The sequence below is a fragment of the Ramlibacter sp. GS1-15 genome, assembly GCF_057785015.1.
On the sequence record NZ_JBYNTU010000001.1, the window covers coordinates 1,255,707 to 1,274,038 of the forward strand.

General features: G+C 65.9%; 20 protein-coding genes and 1 tRNA gene. All 21 read left to right on the plus strand.

All coding sequences use genetic code 11. From position 1 onward, the window contains the following. The first annotated feature begins 7 nt into the window (after positions 1-7). Entirely contained in the window at positions 8-997 is a 990-nt protein-coding gene (locus tag AC3EF3_RS06285) for an NAD(P)H-quinone oxidoreductase (RefSeq protein WP_488531300.1), read from the plus strand. Continuing rightward, positions 994-1,743: a triose-phosphate isomerase gene (tpiA, locus tag AC3EF3_RS06290; protein WP_488531301.1), complete on the plus strand. Its 750-nt coding sequence runs from the start codon at positions 994-996 to the stop codon at positions 1,741-1,743. Before AC3EF3_RS06285 ends, tpiA begins: the two co-directional genes overlap by 4 nt. A 36-nt stretch (positions 1,744-1,779) precedes the next feature. Next, the gene (secG, locus tag AC3EF3_RS06295) at positions 1,780-2,193 is read left to right on the plus strand and encodes a preprotein translocase subunit SecG (protein ID WP_488531302.1); all 414 of its coding nucleotides are present in this window, start codon (positions 1,780-1,782) and stop codon (positions 2,191-2,193) included. Positions 2,194-2,333: 140 nt separating this feature from the next. After that, a tRNA-Leu gene (locus tag AC3EF3_RS06300) sits at positions 2,334-2,418 on the plus strand. Between the two features lie 67 nt (positions 2,419-2,485). After that, complete coding sequence (locus AC3EF3_RS06305) at positions 2,486-2,857, plus strand: NADH-quinone oxidoreductase subunit A (RefSeq protein ID WP_488531303.1); 372 nt, start codon at positions 2,486-2,488, stop codon at positions 2,855-2,857. 25 nt (positions 2,858-2,882) lie between these two features. After that, complete coding sequence (locus AC3EF3_RS06310) at positions 2,883-3,365, plus strand: NuoB/complex I 20 kDa subunit family protein (RefSeq protein WP_488531304.1); 483 nt, start codon at positions 2,883-2,885, stop codon at positions 3,363-3,365. Further along, positions 3,365-3,982, plus strand: coding sequence for an NADH-quinone oxidoreductase subunit C (locus AC3EF3_RS06315; protein WP_488531305.1), 618 nt, complete (start codon positions 3,365-3,367; stop codon positions 3,980-3,982). Before AC3EF3_RS06310 ends, AC3EF3_RS06315 begins: the two co-directional genes overlap by 1 nt. After that, a complete protein-coding gene (locus AC3EF3_RS06320; protein WP_488531306.1) occupies positions 3,983-5,236 on the plus strand; it encodes an NADH-quinone oxidoreductase subunit D in 1,254 nt (417 codons plus the stop codon). Further along, complete coding sequence (nuoE, locus tag AC3EF3_RS06325) at positions 5,233-5,727, plus strand: NADH-quinone oxidoreductase subunit NuoE (RefSeq protein ID WP_488531307.1); 495 nt, start codon at positions 5,233-5,235, stop codon at positions 5,725-5,727. Before AC3EF3_RS06320 ends, nuoE begins: the two co-directional genes overlap by 4 nt. Further along, a complete protein-coding gene (nuoF, locus tag AC3EF3_RS06330; protein WP_488531308.1) occupies positions 5,724-7,079 on the plus strand; it encodes an NADH-quinone oxidoreductase subunit NuoF in 1,356 nt (451 codons plus the stop codon). The genes nuoE and nuoF overlap by 4 nt, the downstream gene beginning before the upstream one ends. Next, the gene (nuoG, locus tag AC3EF3_RS06335) at positions 7,076-9,217 is read left to right on the plus strand and encodes an NADH-quinone oxidoreductase subunit NuoG (RefSeq protein WP_488531309.1); all 2,142 of its coding nucleotides are present in this window, start codon (positions 7,076-7,078) and stop codon (positions 9,215-9,217) included. Before nuoF ends, nuoG begins: the two co-directional genes overlap by 4 nt. After that, positions 9,214-10,290, plus strand: a complete 1,077-nt coding sequence (nuoH, locus tag AC3EF3_RS06340; protein ID WP_488531310.1) for an NADH-quinone oxidoreductase subunit NuoH — start codon at positions 9,214-9,216, stop codon at positions 10,288-10,290. Before nuoG ends, nuoH begins: the two co-directional genes overlap by 4 nt. A 2-nt stretch (positions 10,291-10,292) precedes the next feature. Next, positions 10,293-10,802 carry an NADH-quinone oxidoreductase subunit NuoI gene (gene nuoI / locus AC3EF3_RS06345; protein ID WP_488531311.1) on the plus strand — a complete coding sequence of 170 codons (510 nt, stop codon included), beginning with the start codon at positions 10,293-10,295 and terminating at the stop codon, positions 10,800-10,802. Positions 10,803-10,819: 17 nt separating this feature from the next. Next, on the plus strand, positions 10,820-11,482 hold the full coding sequence (locus AC3EF3_RS06350) for an NADH-quinone oxidoreductase subunit J (RefSeq protein WP_488531312.1): 663 nt from the start codon (positions 10,820-10,822) through the stop codon (positions 11,480-11,482). Beyond that, on the plus strand, positions 11,479-11,787 hold the full coding sequence (gene nuoK / locus AC3EF3_RS06355) for an NADH-quinone oxidoreductase subunit NuoK (protein ID WP_488531313.1): 309 nt from the start codon (positions 11,479-11,481) through the stop codon (positions 11,785-11,787). Before AC3EF3_RS06350 ends, nuoK begins: the two co-directional genes overlap by 4 nt. A gap of 7 nt (positions 11,788-11,794) precedes the next feature. Beyond that, on the plus strand, positions 11,795-13,822 hold the full coding sequence (gene nuoL, locus AC3EF3_RS06360; protein WP_488531314.1) for an NADH-quinone oxidoreductase subunit L: 2,028 nt from the start codon (positions 11,795-11,797) through the stop codon (positions 13,820-13,822). Positions 13,823-13,838: 16 nt separating this feature from the next. After that, positions 13,839-15,311 (plus strand): NADH-quinone oxidoreductase subunit M, encoded by a 1,473-nt coding sequence (locus tag AC3EF3_RS06365; RefSeq protein WP_488531315.1) that lies wholly within the window; start codon positions 13,839-13,841, stop codon positions 15,309-15,311. A gap of 16 nt (positions 15,312-15,327) precedes the next feature. Next, positions 15,328-16,815: an NADH-quinone oxidoreductase subunit NuoN gene (gene nuoN / locus AC3EF3_RS06370; RefSeq protein ID WP_488531316.1), complete on the plus strand. Its 1,488-nt coding sequence runs from the start codon at positions 15,328-15,330 to the stop codon at positions 16,813-16,815. A 16-nt stretch (positions 16,816-16,831) separates the two neighbouring features. Beyond that, positions 16,832-17,137 carry a DUF2818 family protein gene (locus tag AC3EF3_RS06375; RefSeq protein WP_488531317.1) on the plus strand — a complete coding sequence of 102 codons (306 nt, stop codon included), beginning with the start codon at positions 16,832-16,834 and terminating at the stop codon, positions 17,135-17,137. A gap of 2 nt (positions 17,138-17,139) precedes the next feature. After that, on the plus strand, positions 17,140-17,712 hold the full coding sequence (locus AC3EF3_RS06380; protein ID WP_488531318.1) for an NUDIX domain-containing protein: 573 nt from the start codon (positions 17,140-17,142) through the stop codon (positions 17,710-17,712). A gap of 91 nt (positions 17,713-17,803) precedes the next feature. Continuing rightward, positions 17,804-18,256 (plus strand): DUF1178 family protein, encoded by a 453-nt coding sequence (locus AC3EF3_RS06385; protein ID WP_488531319.1) that lies wholly within the window; start codon positions 17,804-17,806, stop codon positions 18,254-18,256. The last annotated feature ends 76 nt before the right edge of the window (positions 18,257-18,332 follow it).

An 18,332-nucleotide genomic window follows, 5' to 3' on the forward strand; every position in this document is an offset into this window, starting at 1 on the left:
CACGCCCGTGAAAGCGGTCGAGATCACGTCGTACGGCCCGCCGGGCGTCCTGGTGCTGGGCGAGCGGCCCGACCCCGTCGCGGGGCCGGGCGAGCTGCTCATTCGCGTCCGTGCGAGCGGCGTGAACCGCCCCGACGTGCTCCAGCGCATGGGTCATTACCCCGTGCCGCCGGGCGCGTCGGACATTCCCGGCCTCGAAGTCGCGGGTGAGATCGCCGGCGGCGACGACAGGGAACTCGCGGCGGCCGGATTCAAGAAGGGCGATCGCGTCTGCGCGCTCGTCGCCGGCGGCGGCTACGCCGAGCTGTGCGTCGCGCCGATCGGCCAGTGCCTGCCGGTCCCGAAGGGCCTGAGCGACATCGAGGCGGCTTCGCTGCCGGAGACGTTCTTCACCGTGTGGAGCAACGTGTTCGATCGCGGACGCCTGCGGGCCGGCGAGACCTTCCTCGTGCAGGGCGGCACCAGCGGCATCGGCGTCACGGCGATCCAGCTGGCCAAGGCGTTCGGCGCGCAGGTGCTGGCGACGGCGGGCAGCGACGACAAGTGCCAGGCATGCCTCAAGCTCGGCGCCGACCACGCGATCAACTACAAGACGCAGGATTTCGCGGCCGAGGCGAAGAAGCTCACCAACGGCGCCGGCGTCGACGTGATCCTCGACATGGTGGCGGGCGGCTACGTCGCGCGCGAGGTCGACTGCCTGGCCGAAGACGGCCGCATCGTGATCATCGCGATCCAGGGCGGCACCAAGAGCGAATTCAACGCCGGGCTCGTGCTGCGCCGGCGCCTCACGATCACCGGTTCGACGCTGCGCCCGCGCCCGGTCGCCTTCAAGGCGGCCATCGCGCAGTCGCTGCAGCAGCGCGTGTGGCCCCTGATCGAGAGGAAAGCCGTGCAGCCGGTCATCCACAGCACATTCGCCGCAGCCGACGCCGCCAAGGCGCACGAGCTGATGGAGTCGAACCAGCACGTCGGCAAGATCGTCCTCACCTGGTCATGAAGAAGAACAAGCTCATCGCCGGCAACTGGAAGATGAACGGCAGCCTCGTGGCGAACGAGCAGCTGGTGCGCGCCGTCGCGGCGGGCATGGACGGGGCGCAGTGCACGGTCGCCGTGTGCGTGCCCGCGCCCTACCTCGAGCAGGTGAACCAGTTGCGCAGCGGCACGAAGATCGAGCTGGGTGCGCAGGATGTGTCGCGCCACGAGCAGGGGGCGTACACGGGCGAAGTGTCGGCTCCCATGCTGCGCGAGTTCGGGGTGCGCTATGCGATCGTCGGCCATTCGGAGCGCCGCCAGTACCACGGCGAAAGCGACGAAGCGGTGGCCGAGAAGGCCAAGGCCGCGCTCGCGCACGGCATCACGCCCATCGTGTGCGTGGGCGAGACGCTGGCCGAGCGCGAAGCCGGCCGCACGCAGGACGTGGTCAAGCGCCAGATGGCGGCCGTGATCCACACCAACGGCCATTGCATCAGCGAGATCGTGGTCGCGTACGAGCCGGTGTGGGCCATCGGCACGGGCCGCACGGCAACCCCGCAGCAGGCGCAGGAAGTGCACGCGCTGCTGCGCGCGCAGCTGAAGGCCGCGACGGAACACTCCGAGCGCGTGCAGATCCTTTACGGCGGGAGCATGAACGCGGGCAACGCCGCGTCGCTGCTCGCGCAACCCGACGTGGACGGCGGGCTCATCGGCGGGGCGTCACTGAAGGCCCCCGATTTCCTACAAATCATCGCCGCTGCCTCGCGCTGAGGCCGGGCAGGGCAAGAACAACAGGAGTAGACGGAAATGAACGTTTTGTTGACGGTGCTGCTGGCGGTGCAGATGCTCACCGCGATCGGGATGATCGGGCTCATCCTCATCCAGCATGGCAAGGGTGCCGACATGGGCGCGGCCTTCGGCAGCGGCTCCTCGGGCAGCCTGTTCGGCGCGTCGGGCAGCGCGAACTTCCTCTCGCGCACGACGGCTGTGCTGGCTTCCGTGTTCTTCGTTTGCACGCTGGCGCTGGCCTACTTCGGCAACCTGCGCACGCCGGAATCGAGCAGCGTGCTCGAGCGTGCCCAGGTCGCGCCGGCGCCTGCGGCGCCGGCTTCGGGTGCGGCGCTGATCCCGGGAACTTCGGCGCCCGCGGCCGCCTCTACCGCGTCGTCTCCTGCGCCCGCACCCGCCGCGTCGGGCGCGGCGCAGATTCCGGCCAAGTGACCTTGGTCATTGCCGTGCCACTAGCGGAGCACGGCACTGGTTTCAGGGTAAACTCCAAGGCTGTCCGGAAAGCAACAATTCACAAAAAACCTCGTGGATTGAAAGCAGCCCTGAGGCTGTCCGGGCACGTGAAGCAACCTGCCGTCGTGGTGAAATTGGTAGACACGCTATCTTGAGGGGGTAGTGGCGAAAGCTGTGCGAGTTCGAGTCTCGCCGACGGCACCAAACAAGAAAGCTGGCCCGCGCGCACGGGGATACCGGGCCCGCGGACACAGCGGTGACGAGAGCCCAAATGAGCCTTGACCAGTACCTGCCCGTCCTCCTGTTCATCCTGGTGGGCATAGGCGTCGGGGTCGCACCGCAGGTGCTGGGCTGGGTCTTCTCCAAGGGCCTGGGTTTCCAGAAGCCCGACGCCGCGAAGAACTCGCCTTACGAGTGCGGCTTCGAAGCGTTCGAGGACGCGCGCATGAAGTTCGACGTGCGCTACTACCTCGTCGCCATCCTCTTCATCCTGTTCGACCTGGAAATCGCCTTCCTCTTTCCGTGGGCCGTGGCCCTGAAGGAGATCGGCGCCGTGGGCTTCTGGTCGATGATGATCTTCCTCGCCATCCTCGTGGTGGGGTTCGTGTACGAATGGAAGAAGGGCGCGCTCGACTGGGAGTGATCCCTGCGACCCGCTACACAAGCTTATGGCTGCTACTGAAGGCATTCTGGACAAGGGCCTGGTCACGACCACCGTGGACTCGGTGATCAACTGGGCGAAGACGGGCTCGCTGTGGCCCATGACGTTCGGCCTCGCGTGCTGCGCGGTGGAGATGATGCATGCGGGCGCGGCCCGTTACGACATCGACCGCTTCGGCATGCTGTTCCGCCCGAGCCCCCGCCAATCGGACCTGATGATCGTCGCCGGCACGCTGTGCAACAAGATGGCGCCGGCCCTGCGCAAGGTGTACGACCAGATGCCCGAGCCGCGCTGGGTGATCTCGATGGGCTCGTGCGCGAACGGCGGCGGCTACTACCACTACTCGTACTCGGTGGTGCGCGGCTGCGACCGCATCGTGCCGGTCGACGTGTACGTGCCCGGTTGCCCGCCGACGGCCGAAGCGCTGCTCTACGGGATCATCCAGCTGCAGCAGAAGATCCGCCGCACCCAGACGATCGCGAGGGCCTGATGACTGCGATCACTCCTTTCGCCGTCGATCCGGCGGCGCTGAAAGACGCGCTCGCGGCTGCACTGGGCGAGCTGGCCAAGAGCGTCGAACTCAAGCTCGATGAAGTGACGGTCACCGTCACGCCCGCGAACTACCTGGCCGCGGCCAAGCTGCTGCGCGATGCGCCCGGCTGCAAGTTCGAGCAATTGATCGACCTGTGCGGCGTCGATTACTCCGGCTGGGGCAACGGCGAATGGGACGGCCCGCGCTTCTGTGTCGTGTCGCACCTGCTGTCGGTCAGCCTGAACCAGCGCGTGCGCCTGAAGGTGTTCTGCCCCGACGACGAGCTGCCGGTGATCGATTCGGTGACCGGCCTGTGGAACTCCGCGAACTGGTTCGAGCGCGAGGCGTTCGACCTGTACGGCATCGTCTTCGAAGGTCACGCCGACCTGCGCCGGATCCTGACCGACTACGGCTTCATCGGCCACCCGTTCCGCAAGGACTTCCCGGTCTCCGGCTACACGGAGATGCGCTACGACGCCGAGCGCGGCCGGGTGATCTACCAGCCGGTGACGATCGAGCCGCGCGAAATCACGCCGCGCATCATCCGCGAAGAGAACTACGGGGGCCTGCATTAAATGGCCGAGATCAAGAACTACACCCTGAACTTCGGCCCCCAGCACCCGGCCGCGCACGGCGTGCTGCGCCTGGTGCTGGAACTCGACGGCGAGGTGATCCAGCGCGCCGACCCGCACATCGGCCTGTTGCACCGCGCGACCGAGAAGCTCGCCGAGACGCGCACGTTCATCCAGACGCTGCCCTACATGGACCGCCTCGACTACGTGTCGATGATGTCCAACGAGCATGCGTACTGCCTCGCGATCGAGAAGCTGCTGGAAATCGACGTGCCGATCCGCGCCCAGTACATCCGCGTGATGTTCGACGAGATCACGCGCCTGCTGAACCACCTGCTGTGGCTGGGTGCGCACGGCCTGGACTGCGGCGCGATGAACATGCTGATCTACTGCTTCCGCGAGCGGGAAGATCTCTTCGACATGTACGAGGCCGTGTCGGGCGCGCGCATGCACGCGGCGTACTACCGCCCGGGCGGCGTGTACCGCGACCTGCCGGATTCCATGCCGCAGTACAAGGCGAGCAAGGTTCGCAACCAGCGCGCCGTCGACAAGCTGAACGAGAACCGCAGCGGCTCGCTGCTCGATTTCATCGAGGACTTCACCAGGCGCTTCCCGCACTACGTGGACGAGTACGAGACGCTGCTCACCGACAACCGCATCTGGAAGCAGCGCACCGTGGGCATCGGCGTCGTCACGCCGGAGCGCGCGCTGAACATGGGCTTCACCGGCCCGATGCTGCGCGGCTCGGGCATCGCCTGGGACCTGCGCAAGAAGCAGCCCTACGAGGTCTACGACAGGATGGACTTCGACGTGCCGATCGGCAGGACCGGCGACTGCTACGACCGCTACCTGGTCCGCGTGCAGGAGATGCGCGAGTCCAACAAGATCATCCAGCAGTGCGTCGCGTGGCTGCGCGCGAACCCGGGCCCGGTGATCACCGACAACCACAAGGTGGCGCCGCCGGACCGCGAATCCATGAAGACCAACATGGAGGAGCTGATCCACCACTTCAAGCTGTTCTCGGAAGGCATGCGCGTTCCGGCAGGCGAGTCGTACGCGGCCGTGGAACACCCGAAGGGCGAGTTCGGCATCTACATCGTGAGCGACGGCGCCAACAAGCCGTACCGCATGAAGATCCGCGCGCCGGGCTTCCCGCACCTGGCGGCGATGGACGAGATGTCGCGCGGGCACATGATCGCCGACGCGGTGGCCGTGATCGGCACGATGGACATCGTGTTCGGGGAGATCGATCGATGATCGTGACGGAGCAAGTGCGTGCGGCTTTCGACAAGGAAGTCGCGAAGTACCCGGCGGACCAGAAGCAGTCCGCGGTGATGGCGTGCCTCGCCATCGTGCAGAAGGAACAAGGCTACGTGAGCCTGGACGCCGAAAAGGAAATCGCCGATTACCTGGGCATGCCGGCGATCGCGGTGCACGAGGTGACGACCTTCTACAACATGTACAACCAGCAGCCGGTCGGCAAGTACAAGCTGAACGTCTGCACCAACCTGCCGTGCCAGCTGCGTGACGGCGCCGTGGCGCTGCACCACCTCGAGAAGAAGCTGGGCATCGCGATGGGCGAAACGACGCCCGACGGCCTGTTCACGCTGCAGCAAAGCGAATGCCTGGGCGCCTGCGCCGATTCGCCGGTGATGCTGGTCAACGACCGCACCATGTGCAGCTTCATGTCCAAGGACAAGCTCGACCAGCTGGTGGATGGCTTGCGCGCTGCGGAGGGCAAGGCATGACCCCGCAGCAAGTGCTTTCGCAGTTCCAGGCCACGGGCGTCCAGACCTGCTTTCACGACCGCCACATCAGCCCGCAGATCTACGCGGGCCTGGACGGCACCAACTGGCGCCTGAAGGACTACGAGGCGCGCGACGGCTACAAGGCGCTGAAGAAGATCCTGTCCGAAGGCCTGACGCAGGACCAGGTGATCGCCACGGTGAAGGAATCGGCGCTGCGCGGCCGCGGCGGCGCGGGCTTCCCGACGGGCCTGAAGTGGTCGTTCATGCCGCGCCAGTTCCCGGGCCAGAAGTACCTGGTGTGCAACTCCGACGAGGGCGAGCCGGGCACCTGCAAGGACCGCGACATCCTCGCGTACAACCCGCACATCGTCATCGAGGGCATGATCATCGCGGCCTACGCGATGGGCATCACCGTGGGCTACAACTACATCCACGGCGAGATCTTCCAGGTGTACGAGCGCTTCGAAGAGGCGCTGGAAGAGGCGAGGGCGGCCGGGTTGCTGGGCAACAACATCCTCGGCTCGAGCTTCTCGTTCCAGCTGCACGCGTTCCACGGCTTCGGCGCCTACATCTGCGGCGAAGAGACGGCGCTGCTGGAGTCGCTCGAAGGCAAGAAGGGCCAGCCGCGCTTCAAGCCGCCGTTCCCGGCGAGCTTCGGCGTGTACGGCAAGCCCACCACGATCAACAACACCGAGACCTTCGCGGCGGTGCCCTGGATCATCCGCAACGGCGGCCAGGCTTACCTCGACTGCGGCAAGCCGAACAACGGCGGCACGAAGATCTTCTCGATCTCCGGCGACGTGGAGCTGCCCGGCAACTACGAGATCCCGCTGGGCACGCCTTTCTCGAAACTGCTCGAACTCGCCGGTGGCGTGCGCGGCGGCAAGAAGCTGAAGGCGGTGATTCCGGGCGGCTCGTCCGCGCCGGTGCTGCCGGCCGACATCATGATGAACTGCACGATGGACTACGACTCCATCGCGAAGGCGGGCTCCATGCTCGGCTCGGGTGCCGTGATCGTGATGGACGAGACGCGTGACATGGTCGAAAGCCTGCTGCGCCTGTCCTACTTCTACATGCACGAGTCCTGCGGCCAGTGCACGCCCTGCCGCGAGGGCACGGGCTGGATGTGGCGCGTGATCGACCGCATCCAGAACGGGTACGGCAAGCCGGGCGACCTGGCGTTGCTGGACAACGTGGCCGACAACATCCAGGGCCGCACGATCTGCGCGCTGGGCGACGCCGCCGCCATGCCGGTGCGCGCGATGCTCAAGCACTTCCGGCACGAATTCGAAGCCAAGATCGCGAAGGCGCAAGCTGCGTCCCCCGCGCCTTCCGTGAGTCTCGCCAAATGATCGAAGTCAATATCGACGGCAAGAAGGTCGAGGTGGCCGAAGGCAGCATGGTCATGCATGCGGCCGACAAGGCGGACATCTACATCCCGCACTTCTGCTATCACAAGAAGCTTTCCATCGCGGCCAATTGCCGCATGTGCCTGGTGGACGTCGAGAAGGCGCCCAAGCCCATGCCGGCGTGTGCCACGCCCGTGACCAACGGGATGATCGTCCGCACCAAGAGCGACAAGGCGATCAAGGCGCAGCAGTCGGTGATGGAGTTCCTGCTGATCAACCACCCGCTGGACTGCCCGATCTGCGACCAGGGCGGCGAGTGCCAGTTGCAGGACCTGGCCGTGGGCTACGGCGGCTCCGCCTCGCGCTACGAGGAAGAGAAGCGCGTGGTGCTGCACAAGGACGTCGGCCCGCTGATCTCCATGGAGGAGATGAGCCGTTGCATCCACTGCACCCGCTGCGTGCGCTTCGGCCAGGAGGTGGCCGGCGTGATGGAGCTGGGCATGATCCATCGCGGCGAGCACAGCGAGATCACGACGGTGCTGGGCGACACGGTCGACTCGGAAGTGTCCGGCAACATGATCGACCTGTGCCCGGTCGGCGCGCTCACCAGCAAGCCTTTCCGCTACCAGGCCCGCCCCTGGGAGTTGTCGCGCCGCAAGTCGGTCAGCCCCCACGATTCGACCGGCGCCAACCTGATCGTGCAGGTCAAGAACAACAAGGTCTTGCGCGTGCTGCCGCTCGAGAACGAGGACGTGAACGAGTGCTGGCTGGCCGACCGCGACCGTTTCTCGTATGAAGCGCTGAACGAGGATTCGCGCCTCGCCGCGCCCATGATCAAGCAGGGCGGCGAGTGGAAGGCCGTGGACTGGCAGACCGCGCTCGAGTACGTCGCGCACGGGCTGAAGAACATCCAGGCCGAGCACGGTGCGAAGAGCATCGGCGCGCTGGCCAGCCCGCACAGCACAGTGGAGGAGCTGTTCCTCGCGCAGAAGCTCGTGCGCGCGTTGGGCAGCCAGAACATCGACTACCGCCTGCGCAACGCCCAGTTCACGACACACGAAGGTGTGCGCTGGCTCGGCACGAGCATCGCCTCGCTGTCGAACCTGCAGGGCGCGCTGGTCGTCGGCTCGAACCTGCGCAAGGACCATCCGCTGTTCGCGCTGCGCGTGCGCGCGGCGGTGCGCAAGGGCGCGAAGGTCGCGGTGATCCACGACAAGGACAACGACTGGGCGATGAGCGTCGCCGCTTCGCAGATCGCTCCGGCTTCCGACTGGGCGCAGGCGCTCGCGGACGTGGCCGCGGCGGTCGGCGAGATCAAGGGCGGCACGCCTCCGGTGAAAGGCAACGTCACCGACAAGGCCAAGGCCATCGCGAAGTCGCTCACCTGGGGCGGCGAGCGCAACGCCATCCTGCTGGGCAACGCCGCCGCGCACCACGCCAACGCCGCGTCCCTGCTGGCGCTGGCCAACTGGATCGGCGAGCGCACCGGCGCGACGGTGGGCTATCTCACCGAGGCCGCGAATACCGTGGGCGCGCAGCTCGTGAACGCGATGCCCGGGGAGGGCGGCCTGAACGCCGGGCAGATGCTCTCCGGCGCGCTCAAGGCCGTGGTGCTCCTGAACAACGAGCCCGAGTTCGATTCCGCCGCCGGCCGCAACGCCCGTGCCGCGCTCGAGCAGGCCGAGATGGTCATCACCCTGAGCCCGTTCAAGGCGAACATGGAGTTCAGCGACGTGCTGCTCCCGATCGCGCCGTGGACCGAGACGCCCGGCACCTTCGTCAATGCCGAAGGCCGCGTGCAGTCGTTCCACGCCGTGGTGAAGCCGCTGGCCGACACGCGCCCGGGCTGGAAGGTGCTGCGCGTCCTGGGGAACATGCTGGGCCTGCCGGGCTTCGACTACGAGTCGGCCCAGGAAGTGCTCGTGGCCGCGCGCGGTGCGCAGGACGCGAACCAGCCCATCGTGCAGGGCGGCCTTCTGAGCAACGCGACGAAGGCCGCGGTCGACCTCAACGCGAAGGCGGGCAAGCCCGTGACCGCCGCGATCTACCAGCTCGATTCCATCGTGCGCCGCGCGCCGGCGTTGCAGCTGACGGCCGATGCGCAAGTCACGCGCGCGCCGCAGGAAGGGGTGCCGGCATGATCGATTCGATCTACGGTTTCGGCAACGGCCTGATCGGCGCGCCCTGGTGGACGGCCGCCGGCTGGCCGGTGGTCTGGGCACTGATCAAGATCATCGTCGTGGTGGTCCCGCTGATGGGCGCCGTGGCGTACCTGACGCTCTGGGAGCGCAAGGCCATCGGCTTCACGCAGATCCGCATCGGCCCCAACCGCATCGGCCCGCTCGGGCTGCTGCAGCCGATCGCCGACGCGCTCAAGCTCCTCACGAAGGAAATCATCCTTCCCACGGTCGCGAACAAGGGCCTCTTCTACCTCGGCCCGATCATGACCATCATGCCGGCGCTGGCCGCATGGGCCGTCATCCCGTTCGGGCCGGACGTCGCCCTGTCGAACATCAACGCGGGCCTGCTGTTCCTGATGGCGATCACCTCGATGGAGGTGTACGGCGTCATCATCGCGGGCTGGGCCTCGAACTCGAAGTACGCCTTCCTCGGCGCGCTGCGCGCTTCCGCGCAGATGGTCAGCTACGAGATCGCCATGGGCTTCGCGCTGGTCGTCGTGCTGATGGTCACCGGCTCGCTGAACCTGAGCGACGTCGTCATGAGCCAGGGCAGGGGCTTTGCCGCCTCGCACGGCTGGAGCCTGTTCTCGTGGAACTGGCTGCCGCTGCTGCCGATCTTCCTCGTGTACTTCATCTCGGGCCTGGCCGAAACCAACCGCCATCCTTTCGACGTTGTGGAAGGCGAATCGGAGATCGTGGCCGGCCACATGATCGAGTACTCGGGCATGAGCTTCGCGATGTTCTTCCTCGCGGAGTACGCCAACATGTGGCTGGTCTCGATCCTGTGCGTGACCATGTTCCTCGGCGGCTGGCTCTCGCCCATTGCCGCGCTCGATTTCATCCCGGGCTGGATCTGGCTCGGAATCAAGACCTTCGCGGTCGTGACGGTGTTCCTGTGGGTGCGCTCGACGTTCCCGCGCTACCGCTACGACCAGATCATGCGCCTGGGCTGGAAGATCTTCATCCCCGTCACGCTCGTGTGGCTGGTGGTGGTCGGCGCCTGGATGCAGACCTCGTACAACATCTGGAAGTGACCATGAGCGCCACTGCCACATCCAATTTTTCGCTGGGCGACTTCTTCCGCAGCTTCGCGCTGTGGGAGCTGCTCAAGGGCATGAGGATCACCGGGAAGTACATGTTCTCCCGCAAGATCACCATCCAGTTCCCGGAAGAAAAGACACCGCTGTCCCCGCGCTTCCGCGGCCTGCACGCGCTGCGCCGTTACGAGAACGGCGAGGAGCGCTGCATCGCCTGCAAGTTATGCGAGGCCGTGTGCCCGGCGCTGGCGATCACGATCGAGTCGGACCAGCGCGCCGACGGCACGCGCCGCACGACGCGCTACGACATCGACCTCACGAAGTGCATCTTCTGCGGCTTCTGCGAGGAAAGCTGCCCGGTGGATTCGATCGTCGAGACCCACATCCTCGAGTACCACGGCGAAAAGCGCGGCGACCTGTACTTCACCAAGGACATGCTGCTGGCCGTGGGCGATCGCTACGAGAAGGAAATCGCGGCGGCCAAGGCGGCGGACGCGCCATACCGTTGATGCACCGCTAGAGCTATATGGACATCCGCACCGGTTTCTTCTACCTCTTCTCGGCGATCCTGCTGTTCTCGGCGTTCCGCGTGATCACCGCGCGCAACCCCGTGTACGCGGCGCTGTACCTCGTGCTCGCCTTCTTCCAGGCCGCGGCCGTGTGGCTGCTGCTCAAGGCCGAATTCCTCGCGATCTCGCTGGTGCTGGTCTATGTCGGCGCCGTGATGGTGCTGTTCCTCTTCGTCGTGATGATGCTGGACATCGACGTGGCGCACCTGCGGGCCGGCTTCTGGAAGCACTTCCCGCTCGCAGCGACGGTCGGCGCCATCATCGCGCTCGAAATGGCCGCCGTGCTGATGGGCGGCTTCCGTCCCGAGGAGCCGCGCGCGATGCCGGCCGTGGCGCAGGCCGCGGCGCAGGGCGTGCAGTTCTCCAACACCAAGGAACTGGGCAAGCTGCTGTACAGCGGCTACCTGTTCCCGCTGGAGATCGCGGCCGTGATCCTGCTGGTGGCGATCGTCGCTGCCATCGCACTGACGCTGCGCACCCGCAAGGACAGCCGCCACCTCGATCCCTCGCTGCAGGTGCGCGTGAAGGCGCGCGACCGCCTGCAGATCGTGAAGATCGCCCCGACGGTGGCCGCGCCGCCGCAGCCCGAGGCCACCGCCGCCGTGGAGAACAAGGCATGACGATCACCCTGGGCCACTTCCTCTCGCTGGGCGCGATGCTGTTCGCGCTGTCGGTGATCGGCATCTTCCTGAACCGCCGCAACCTCATCGTGCTGCTGATGTGCATCGAGCTGATGCTGCTGGCGGTCAACATGAACTTCGTCGCGTTCTCCTACTACCTGGGCGACATGCACGGCCAGGTGTTCGTGTTCTTCATCCTCACCGTGGCCGCCGCCGAGAGCGCGATCGGCCTCGCGATCCTGGTGCTGCTGTTCCGCAACAAGGAAGGCATCAGCGTCGACGACCTGAACGCACTCAAGGGCTAGAACAACAATGAATTCGACCCTGAACGCCTCGACGCTGCTGGTCGTCCCGCTCGCGCCGCTGGCCGGCGCGCTGCTCGCCGGCATCCTGGGCACGACCTTCGGCGGCAACAAGATCGGCCGCGGCCTGTCGCACACTTTCACGATCCTGGGCGTGGCCATCGCCTTCGCGATCTCCGCGATGACGCTCAAGGCCGTGGCCCTGGACGGCGCGCGCCTGAACCAGACCGTCTACGAATGGATGGTGGTGGGCGGCCTGAAGATGGAAGTCGGCTTCCTCATCGACGGCCTCACCGCGATGATGATGTGCGTCGTGACCTTCGTGTCGCTGATGGTGCACATCTACACCATCGGCTACATGGCCGAGGACGAGGGCTACAACCGCTTCTTCGCCTACATCTCGCTCTTCACGTTCTCGATGCTGATGCTCGTGATGAGCAACAACTTCCTGCAGCTGTTCTTCGGCTGGGAAGCGGTGGGCCTGGTGTCGTACCTGCTGATCGGTTTCTGGTACACGCGCCCGACGGCCATCTTCGCCAACCTGAAGGCCTTCCTGGTCAACCGGGTCGGCGACTTCGGCTTCATCCTGGGCATCGGCCTGATCGCCGCCTACGCCGGCACGCTGACGTATGCCGACGCGTTCGCCAAAGCCGGCGAGATCGCCAAGCTCACGTTCCCCGGCACCGACTGGATGCTGATCACGGTGATCTGCATTTGCCTCTTCATCGGCGCGATGGGCAAGAGCGCGCAGTTCCCGCTGCACGTCTGGCTGCCCGACTCGATGGAAGGCCCGACGCCGATTTCCGCGCTGATCCACGCCGCGACGATGGTGACGGCCGGCATCTTCATGGTGGCGCGCATGTCGCCGCTGTTCGAGCTGTCCGAGACGGCGCTGTCCTTCATCATCATCATCGGCGCGATCACGGCGCTGTTCATGGGCTTCCTGGGCATCGTCCAGAACGACATCAAGCGCGTGGTCGCGTATTCGACGCTGTCGCAGCTCGGGTACATGACGGTGGCGCTCGGCGCTTCCGCGTACTCGGTCGCCGTCTTCCACCTGATGACGCACGCGTTCTTCAAGGCGCTGCTGTTCCTCGCGGCCGGCTCCGTGATCATCGGCATGCACCACAACCAGGACATCCGCTGGATGGGCAATGTGCGCAAGTACATGCCGATCACCTGGATCACGTCGCTGGTGGGCTCCGTCGCGCTGATCGGCACGCCGTTCTTCGCCGGCTTCTACTCGAAGGACTCGATCATCGAGGCGGTGCACGCGAGCCACATCTACGGTGCGAAGTTCGCGTACTTCGCCGTCACCCTCGGCGTGTTCGTCACGGCGTTCTATTCGTTCCGCATGTATTTCCTGGTGTTCCACGGCAAGGAGCGCTACGACGAGGCGCCCAAGCACGAACACGATCCCGCCGAGGAGCCGGACGCGCACGGCCACGAGGTCCACGAGCCGCACGAGACGCCCTGGGTCGTCACCGCACCGCTGATCCTGCTGGCGATCCCGTCGGTGCTGGCCGGCTACCTGTTTATCGACCCGATGCTGTTCTCCGATTTCCTGAAGGACGCCATCAGCGTGAACGGCGAACAGCACCACGCGATGGAGTTCCTCAAGGAGGAGTTCCACGGCCCGCTCGCCATGGCGCTGCACGGCTTCACCGCGGCGCCGTTCTGGCTGTCGCTCGCGGGCGTCGTGGCGGCCTGGTACATGTACCTGAAGAACCCGGCGCTGCCGGCGGCGATCAAGAAGCGCTTCTCCTTGCTCTACACGATCCTGGAAAACAAGTACTTCTTCGACTGGTTCAACGAGCACGTGCTGGCCAAGGCGGCGCGCGGCGTGGGCATCGGCCTGTGGAAGGGCGGGGACCAGGGCGTGATCGACGGCGCCGCGGTGAATGGCAGCGCGCGCATCGTCGGCTGGTTCGCCGGCGTGATCCGCTGGGTGCAGACCGGCTACATCTATCACTACGCCTTCGCGATGATCATCGGCGTCTTCGTGCTGATGACGTGGTTCGTATGGCTCAACCGATAAGACCAAGAGAAGAACAATGGGACTGCTGAGCCTCGCCATCTGGACGCCGATCTTCTTCGGCGTCGTGCTGCTCGCGCTGGGACGGGACGATCAGGCGCGCACCGTGCGCTGGCTGGCGCTGATCGGCTCGCTGGTGAGCTTCCTCGTCACGATTCCGCTCTACACGCGCTTCGACACCACCACGTCGGCGATGCAGTTCGTCGAGAAGCAGCCGTGGATCGAGCGCTTCAACGTCTGGTACCAGCTGGGCATCGACGGCATCGCGATCTGGTTCATCCTGCTCACGGCCTTCATCACGCTCGTGGTGGTGATCTCCGCGTGGGAAGTGATCCAGGAGCGCGTGAACCAGTACATGGGCGCGTTCCTGATCCTGTCGGGCCTGATGATCGGCGTGTTCTGCGCGCTGGACGGCATCCTGTTCTACGTGTTCTTCGAGGCGACGCTGATCCCGATGTACCTGATCATCGGCGTCTGGGGCGGCCCGAACAAGATCTACGCGGCGTTCAAGTTCTTCCTGTACACGCTGCTCGGCTCCCTGCTGATGCTGGTCGCGCTGGTGTTCCTGTACACCAAGTCCGGCGGCAGCTTCGACATCCTCACCTGGCATAAGCTGCCGCTAGCGCTGCCCGCGCAGACGATCCTGTTCTTCGCGTTCTTCGCCGCCTTCGCCGTGAAGGTGCCGATGTGGCCGGTGCACACCTGGCTGCCCGACGTGCACGTCGAGGCGCCCACGGGCGGCTCCGCAGTGCTGGCGGCCATCATGCTGAAGCTCGGGGCCTACGGTTTCCTGCGCTTCTCGATGCCGATCGCGCCCGACGCCGCGCACGAATACGCGTGGTTCATCATCGCGCTGTCGATCATCGCGGTGATCTACGTCGGGCTGGTCGCGATGGTGCAGACCGACATGAAGAAGCTGATCGCCTATTCGTCGGTGGCGCACATGGGCTTCGTCACGCTCGGCTTCTTCATCTTCAACGAGCTGGGCGTCGAAGGCGGCTTGATCCAGATGATCGCGCACGGCTTCGTGTCGGGCGCCATGTTCCTGTGCGTGGGCGTGCTGTACGACCGCGTGCACTCGCGCGAGATCGCGAGCTACGGCGGCGTCGTCAACACCATGCCCAACTTCACCGCCTTCGCGCTGCTGTTCTGCATGGCCAACTGCGGCCTGCCCGCCACCGCCGGCTTCGTCGGCGAGTGGATGGTGATCCTCGGCACCGTCAAGGCGAATTTCTGGCTGGGCCTGATGGCCGCCTCGGCGCTGATCTGGGGCGCGGCCTACACCTTGTGGATGTTCAAGCGCGTCTACCTCGGCCCGGTCGGCAACGACCATGTCAAGGAGCTCACCGACATCAACAGCCGCGAGTTCCTGATGCTGGGCCTGCTCGCGATCGCCGTGCTGTGGATGGGCCTGTACCCGAAGCCCTTCACCGATGTGATGAACGCCTCGGTCGCCGACTTCCTCAAGCACGTGGCCACCAGCAAGCTCTGACGGGAAGACAAGAACAATGATGGAAACGCAAAGCCTCACCGTCGTCGCGCCCGAGATCCTGCTGCTCGTGATGGCGAGTGTCATCGCGCTGGTGGACCTGGGGGTCACGCATCGACTGCGCCAGCTCACGTACGTGCTGACCATGCTCACGCTGGCGGCCCTGGCCCTGTGGACGGGCGTCCGCGCCGCCGAAGCGTCGACGTTCTACGCCTTCGGCAACATGGTCGTCAGCGACCCGATGAGCAACTGGCTCAAGTGCTTCTCGTCGCTCGCGATGATGGTCTGCCTGGTGTACGGCCGGCCGTACGCGGCGGACCGGGGGATGATGGGCGGCGGCGAGCTGTTCACGCTCGCGATGTTCGCGCTGCTGGGCATGTTCGTCATGGTCTCGGGCAGCAACTTCCTCGTGATCTACCTGGGCCTGGAACTGCTGACGCTCAGCAGCTACGCGCTGGTCGCCCTGCGCCGCGACAACGGGGTCGCGACCGAAGCGGCGATGAAGTACTTCGTGCTCGGCGCGATGGCCAGCGGCTTCCTGCTCTACGGCCTGTCGATGCTCTATGGCGCCACCGGGTCGCTGGACATCGGCACCGTCTTCAAGATCGTGGGCTCGGGCCAGGTGAAGCATCAGGTGCTGGTGTTCGGCCTGGTGTTCATCGTCGCCGGCCTCGCGTTCAAGCTGGGCGCCGCGCCGTTCCACATGTGGATCCCGGACGTGTATCAAGGCGCGCCGACGGCCATCACCGTGATGATCGGCAGCGCGCCCGAACTCGCCGCCTTCGGCATCGCCATCCGCCTGCTGGTCGAGGGGCTGCTGCCGATCGCGAAGGACTGGCAGCAGATGCTGATGATCCTCGCGATCGCGTCGCTGGCCATCGGCAACCTCGCCGCCATCGCGCAGACCAACCTGAAGCGCATGCTGGCCTATTCGACGATCGGCCAGATGGGCTTCGTCGTGCTCGGCCTGCTGTGCGGCGTGGTGCTGGGCGATACGCGTCCGGCCGCCAACGCGTACAGCTCGGCGATGTTCTACATCGTGACCTACGTGCTCACGACCCTCGCCAGCTTCGGCATCATCCTGCTGCTTGCCCGCGAAGGCTTCGAGAGCGAGGAGATCTCCGACCTGGCCGGCCTGAACCAGCGCAGCCCGCTCTACGCCGGCGTGATGGCGATCTGCATGTTCTCGCTCGCCGGCGTGCCGCCGCTGGTCGGCTTCTACGCGAAGCTGTCGGTCCTGCAGGCGCTGGTCGCGTCCGGCCAGGCGTTCTACATCGGCCTGGCGGTGTACGCGGTCATCATGTCGCTGATCGGCTCCTTCTACTACCTGCGCGTGGTGAAGGTGATGTACTTCGACGAGCCGATCACCGCGACGACGGTGTCGGCGCCGACCGATGTGCGCGTGGTGCTGACGCTCAACGGCGCGCTCGTGCTCATCCTGGGCATCCTGCCCGGCGGGCTGATGACGCTGTGCGCGCAGGCGATCATCAAGACGCTGGCGACCTGAACGGGCTCGGGCCCGCATGTCGCAGACGGCTTCCATCTGGTTCGTGATCGTCGCCGCGCTCGTCGCGGCGAACCTGCCTTTCGTCAACGAGCGGCTGTTCGCCGTCCTCCCGCTGCGCGCCCCGAAATCCATCGGGCTGCGCCTCGCCGAACTTGTCGTGCTGTATTTCGCGGTAGGCTTGGTGGGCGTGCTGCTGGAAAGGCGCGCCGGGCAGGTGGCCTCGCAGGGCTGGGAGTTCTACGCCGTGACCGGCGCGCTTTTCCTGACGTTCGCGTTCCCCGGGTTCATCTGGCGCTATCTCGTGCGCAAGAACTCGCGCTGACCATGACGAAAGACCGCCACCTCATCGAAGAAAAGACCGGCAGCGAGGAAATCCTGAGGGGCAATTTCCTGCACGCCTTCCGCGACACGGTGCGCCTGCCCGATGGCGGATCGGCCACGCGCGAGTACATCGTGCATCCGGGCGCGGTGATGATGATCCCGATGCTGGAGGACGGCCGGCTCGTGATGGAGCGGCAGTACCGCTACCCGATGGGCCGGGTGATGATCGAGTTCCCCGCCGGCAAGCTCGACGGTCCCGAGGACGTGCTGGCCTGCGCCAAGCGCGAGCTGCTGGAAGAAACGGGTTACACCGCCCGCGAGTGGGCGCGCGCCGGCCAGCTGCACCCCGTGATCTCGTACTCCACCGAGTTCATCGACATCTGGTTCTGCCGCGGCCTGGAACTCACCCAGGCCAAGCTCGACGACGAGGAGTTCCTCGAGGTCTTCACCGCCACGCCGCAGGAAGTGATCGACGGCTGCCGCGACGGCACGATCACCGATTCCAAGACCTTGATCGGCGCATTCTGGCTGCAGAATGTCCTCAACGGCAGCTGGCATCTGGACTGGAAGAGATAATCGGGGTCATGAGCCCCCACGCTCCTCACTCCGTATATCCGCTGCCCCCCGAGGGGGCTGGCGCGTCTTGGGGCGGCCCGGCGACGCGCCCATGAAGGTCCTGAACCTCCAGTGCACGCACCAGCATGGTTTCGAAGGCTGGTTCGGCTCCGAGGATGATTTCCAGGGGCAGCTCGCGCGCGGCCTGGTCGAATGCCCGATCTGCGGCGATACGCAGGTTGCCAAGCTGCCCAGCGCGCCGCGCCTGAACCTCGGCGCGTCCGAGCCCCAGCCCGCGCCGGCGCAGCCCAAGCGCGACGTGATGACGGCCGGCGACCCGGCGCTGCAGGCGCAATGGCTCAGGATGGTTCGCCATGTCCTCGCGAACACCGAGGACGTCGGCGAGCGCTTCGCGGAGGAAGCCCGCCGCATCCATTACGGCGAATCGGAAGAGCGCAACATCCGCGGGCAGGCTTCGGCCGAAGAGACCGAAGCGCTGCTGGAGGAGGGGATCGGCGTGCTGCCGCTGCCGATTCCCAAGGCCCTCAAGGGGCCGATCCAGTAACGGGATCGATTTCGGTTCACGGGGCTCGCATCAGGCGGTGCCCGTCAGTCCTCATCTAAAAATCGGCCAGCCGGGC

Excerpts from the sequence above, each read along its gene's own strand:
- tpiA (WP_488531301.1), top strand. The coding sequence starts at position 994 with ATGAAGAAGAACAAGCTCATCGCCGGCAACTGGAAGATGAACGGCAGC.
- secG (WP_488531302.1), top strand. The coding sequence starts at position 1,780 with ATGAACGTTTTGTTGACGGTGCTGCTGGCGGTGCAGATGCTCACCGCG.
- AC3EF3_RS06305 (WP_488531303.1), top strand. The coding sequence starts at position 2,486 with ATGAGCCTTGACCAGTACCTGCCCGTCCTCCTGTTCATCCTGGTGGGC.
- AC3EF3_RS06310 (WP_488531304.1), top strand. The coding sequence starts at position 2,883 with ATGGCTGCTACTGAAGGCATTCTGGACAAGGGCCTGGTCACGACCACC.
- AC3EF3_RS06315 (WP_488531305.1), top strand. The coding sequence starts at position 3,365 with ATGACTGCGATCACTCCTTTCGCCGTCGATCCGGCGGCGCTGAAAGAC.
- AC3EF3_RS06320 (WP_488531306.1), top strand. The coding sequence starts at position 3,983 with ATGGCCGAGATCAAGAACTACACCCTGAACTTCGGCCCCCAGCACCCG.
- nuoE (WP_488531307.1), top strand. The coding sequence starts at position 5,233 with ATGATCGTGACGGAGCAAGTGCGTGCGGCTTTCGACAAGGAAGTCGCG.
- nuoF (WP_488531308.1), top strand. The coding sequence starts at position 5,724 with ATGACCCCGCAGCAAGTGCTTTCGCAGTTCCAGGCCACGGGCGTCCAG.
- nuoG (WP_488531309.1), top strand. The coding sequence starts at position 7,076 with ATGATCGAAGTCAATATCGACGGCAAGAAGGTCGAGGTGGCCGAAGGC.
- nuoH (WP_488531310.1), top strand. The coding sequence starts at position 9,214 with ATGATCGATTCGATCTACGGTTTCGGCAACGGCCTGATCGGCGCGCCC.
- nuoI (WP_488531311.1), top strand. The coding sequence starts at position 10,293 with ATGAGCGCCACTGCCACATCCAATTTTTCGCTGGGCGACTTCTTCCGC.
- AC3EF3_RS06350 (WP_488531312.1), top strand. The coding sequence starts at position 10,820 with ATGGACATCCGCACCGGTTTCTTCTACCTCTTCTCGGCGATCCTGCTG.
- nuoK (WP_488531313.1), top strand. The coding sequence starts at position 11,479 with ATGACGATCACCCTGGGCCACTTCCTCTCGCTGGGCGCGATGCTGTTC.
- nuoL (WP_488531314.1), top strand. The coding sequence starts at position 11,795 with ATGAATTCGACCCTGAACGCCTCGACGCTGCTGGTCGTCCCGCTCGCG.
- AC3EF3_RS06365 (WP_488531315.1), top strand. The coding sequence starts at position 13,839 with ATGGGACTGCTGAGCCTCGCCATCTGGACGCCGATCTTCTTCGGCGTC.
- nuoN (WP_488531316.1), top strand. The coding sequence starts at position 15,328 with ATGATGGAAACGCAAAGCCTCACCGTCGTCGCGCCCGAGATCCTGCTG.
- AC3EF3_RS06375 (WP_488531317.1), top strand. The coding sequence starts at position 16,832 with ATGTCGCAGACGGCTTCCATCTGGTTCGTGATCGTCGCCGCGCTCGTC.
- AC3EF3_RS06380 (WP_488531318.1), top strand. The coding sequence starts at position 17,140 with ATGACGAAAGACCGCCACCTCATCGAAGAAAAGACCGGCAGCGAGGAA.
- AC3EF3_RS06385 (WP_488531319.1), top strand. The coding sequence starts at position 17,804 with ATGAAGGTCCTGAACCTCCAGTGCACGCACCAGCATGGTTTCGAAGGC.